General features: G+C 42.2%; 3 protein-coding genes. All 3 read left to right on the top strand.

Going from position 1 to position 2,760, the window contains the following annotated elements; all coding sequences use genetic code 11:
• Positions 1–309: hypothetical protein (locus OQV04_RS24115; protein ID WP_216483211.1), on the top strand; the 309-nt coding region annotated here is incomplete at its 5' end.
• Positions 310–483: 174 nt separating this feature from the next.
• Positions 484–1,128, top strand: a complete 645-nt coding sequence (locus OQV04_RS24120; RefSeq protein ID WP_012634451.1) for a quinolone resistance pentapeptide repeat protein QnrD1 — start codon at positions 484–486, stop codon at positions 1,126–1,128.
• Between the two features lie 637 nt (positions 1,129–1,765).
• A complete protein-coding gene (locus OQV04_RS24125; protein ID WP_015063446.1) occupies positions 1,766–2,206 on the top strand; it encodes a hypothetical protein in 441 nt (146 codons plus the stop codon).
• The last annotated feature ends 554 nt before the right edge of the window (positions 2,207–2,760 follow it).

Genomic DNA, 2,760 nt, shown 5'->3' on the forward strand with positions numbered 1-2,760 from the left:
GGGGGGCTTTGCCCCCAAAACGAAACACGTTCACTGGGGTTCACTTGCCATCGCTGGGGCGTGTCATTTCGTTTCGGCTCCCCCTGTTTTTCCCTTTCTTCGCTGGACGCTCATCAGGATAAAAACAAAAAGCCTACCGCCCTCGTTTTACTCGGTTGGTCAAATCGCTTCTTGCCACAAAACAAGTTTGTGACTTTCAGCGATTTCGCATCGTTTTACTTGTCAGTTTGCACGATGTTAAAAACGCACTCAGAAGCCCGCAAAACCGTTCTAAACTTTCAGCGTAGATTTGGGTGTTTTATAGGGTGATCGTGTCTTAAAATCGTTTCGAGGGGCTTTAATGGGGATGAACGGGAGGTTTTTGCTAACTAACTCGCCCGTTTAACATAAAAGGGATTGTATGAATCAATTTTAGCTAGAGTTTAAGGTTGTTCAAATTAATGTACAATGATTGCACTGTATAAATAACCAGGTGTAGCATGTATGGAAAAGCACTTTATCAATGAAAAGTTTTCACGAGATCAATTTACGGGGAATAGAGTTAAAAATATTGCCTTTTCAAATTGTGATTTTTCAGGGGTTGATTTAACTGATACTGAATTTGTTGATTGTAGTTTTTACGACAGGAATAGCTTGGAAGGGTGTGATTTTAATAGAGCCAAACTAAAAAACGCTAGCTTTAAAAGCTGCGATTTATCAATGAGTAATTTTAAAAACATTAGCGCCTTAGGTCTTGAAATTAGTGAGTGTTTAGCTCAAGGAGCTGATTTTCGAGGGGCTAATTTTATGAATATGATAACTACAAGGTCATGGTTTTGTAGTGCTTATATAACCAAGACAAATCTTAGTTACGCTAATTTTTCTAGAGTCATATTAGAAAAGTGCGAACTGTGGGAAAATCGCTGGAATGGCACTGTGATAACTGGCGCCGTGTTTCGTGGCTCCGATCTTTCTTGTGGGGAGTTTTCATCGTTTGATTGGTCTTTGGCTGATTTTACTGGTTGTGATTTAACGGGTGGGGCGCTTGGCGAGCTTGATGCAAGGCGAATTAATTTAGATGGAGTGAAGTTGGATGGAGAGCAGGCGCTTCAGCTTGTTGAGAGTTTAGGTGTTATTGTTCACCGATAAAATCTAGGTAAAAAACGCCTAATGCCCCAATGTGGTACTAATCAAAACGGAGCGAAGCGACATCTTCATCTTGTCTTTGCTTTTCTCCATGATCAGTTATTGGGTCATGGTCTCTTAGCTCGTTAATCTGGCTAAGTTTGGTTAGGTTGGGCTTCTTTCGACACTTCGCAATCCAAGAAATCCCTAGTCCGTTGATTGGTGCTCTTATCAGGTACGCACTGTAATCTTTCGATACCGCAGCGTGATTCGGAGGTAGAGCCGGAATTTCGTTTTCCGGTACGTTTTACTACCACAATTTGCCTGTTTATCCTTTCGGAGACCGGGCTAAGTCCGAGTCAATCAAGTGGTGCATTTGGGTTAATGTCGTTGGCTGGTATTTAATGAGAACGTGACAAGCGCCTCTCACGTTGCTAAGATTGGATTGCGACGTCTAATCTGAGCAACGAATGCACAAGATTTAGAGTACCAGAGCCCTGTGATGCTGTCACGGGGCTTTGTTACATCTGGAGCTTGGTAAACCTCATAAATTCAATTCGCAACGCTCGCCGCAAGGCGTGAACTTGTTTCACGTCGAGGAAGCGGAATTTCTCGAAAGCCTTATACTGTCTCCGTTCACACATGATCGGAGGGTGTCTCTATGTCTCAATTATTTCGTTTGGCATCGCCAGAAGATTACGAATACATCGAAGAATTAAATTTATGGGAATTGTCATTTGATAAGCGACCGGTTCAAGGGGTTCGTTGTGAAGATCCGGTGATCGGGGCAGAAAAATATAATCAAGGGCGTGAAAAATTTAAGGCGTTAGCGTCACGGCATAAAAAACACTGGAAACCGAACGGATTGACCTTTTCGGAGTTGATCCGCTGGGCAATAGAATGCGGAACTCCAGAACAATGTCAGCTTGTTTTAGCGTTATACCATTGCACAAACGATGATGATTATCAGGCGATGGGAATTCAGTTAAGCCGAAGTATTGATAATGCAAATGTCAGTCCGATCATCTTTTTCACAGGTAAAAATCAACGGTTATTAGGTGATATTTCGATGCTAAAACAGCTCGAAGAAAAGGTGCGCTGACGTTAGGTTTACCTATTATTTTATGTATTATCCTATCTATTATTCTATCTCTTATTTTATCTATTTCGTCTGTAATAGGTAGAATAATACATAGAATAAGATACAGAATAATAGATAGACACAAGATGACGTTGTGTTATTTCTTACCCATTAATCCACCTGTTATTCTACCTATTACTTTACCCGTTATTGCACCCAATTTAGGTATAACGGGCAGAATAACGGGTGAAATAATGGGTAGAATCATAGTTTTACTAACTTGCACCCCATGATACTTTCAGTATCAATGCCACTCATTTTCTGGACGAAAATGAATGACATAAGGCTCCGCCCTCTGGCTATTTTCTTCGGCTGGACGCCTGCGAAAAAAACCATTCACCCAAGCCCGTCAAACTCACTGCGTTCGTCTGACCACCCCCTTTTTTCGCCCCTGTATTTGGTCGCTCAAAAATGTGGTGGTCAGACGCTTCGCTTGACGGGGGGCTTTGCCCCCAAAACGAAACACGTTCACTGGGGTTCACTTGCCATCGCTGGGGCGTGTCATTTCGTTTCGG

It is taken from the genome of Escherichia sp. Lx600-2, assembly GCF_036662595.1.
Lineage (GTDB): Bacteria > Pseudomonadota > Gammaproteobacteria > Enterobacterales > Enterobacteriaceae > Escherichia > Escherichia coli.

Excerpts from the sequence above, each read along its gene's own strand:
- OQV04_RS24120 (WP_012634451.1), top strand. The coding sequence starts at position 484 with ATGGAAAAGCACTTTATCAATGAAAAGTTTTCACGAGATCAATTTACG.
- OQV04_RS24125 (WP_015063446.1), top strand. The coding sequence starts at position 1,766 with ATGTCTCAATTATTTCGTTTGGCATCGCCAGAAGATTACGAATACATC.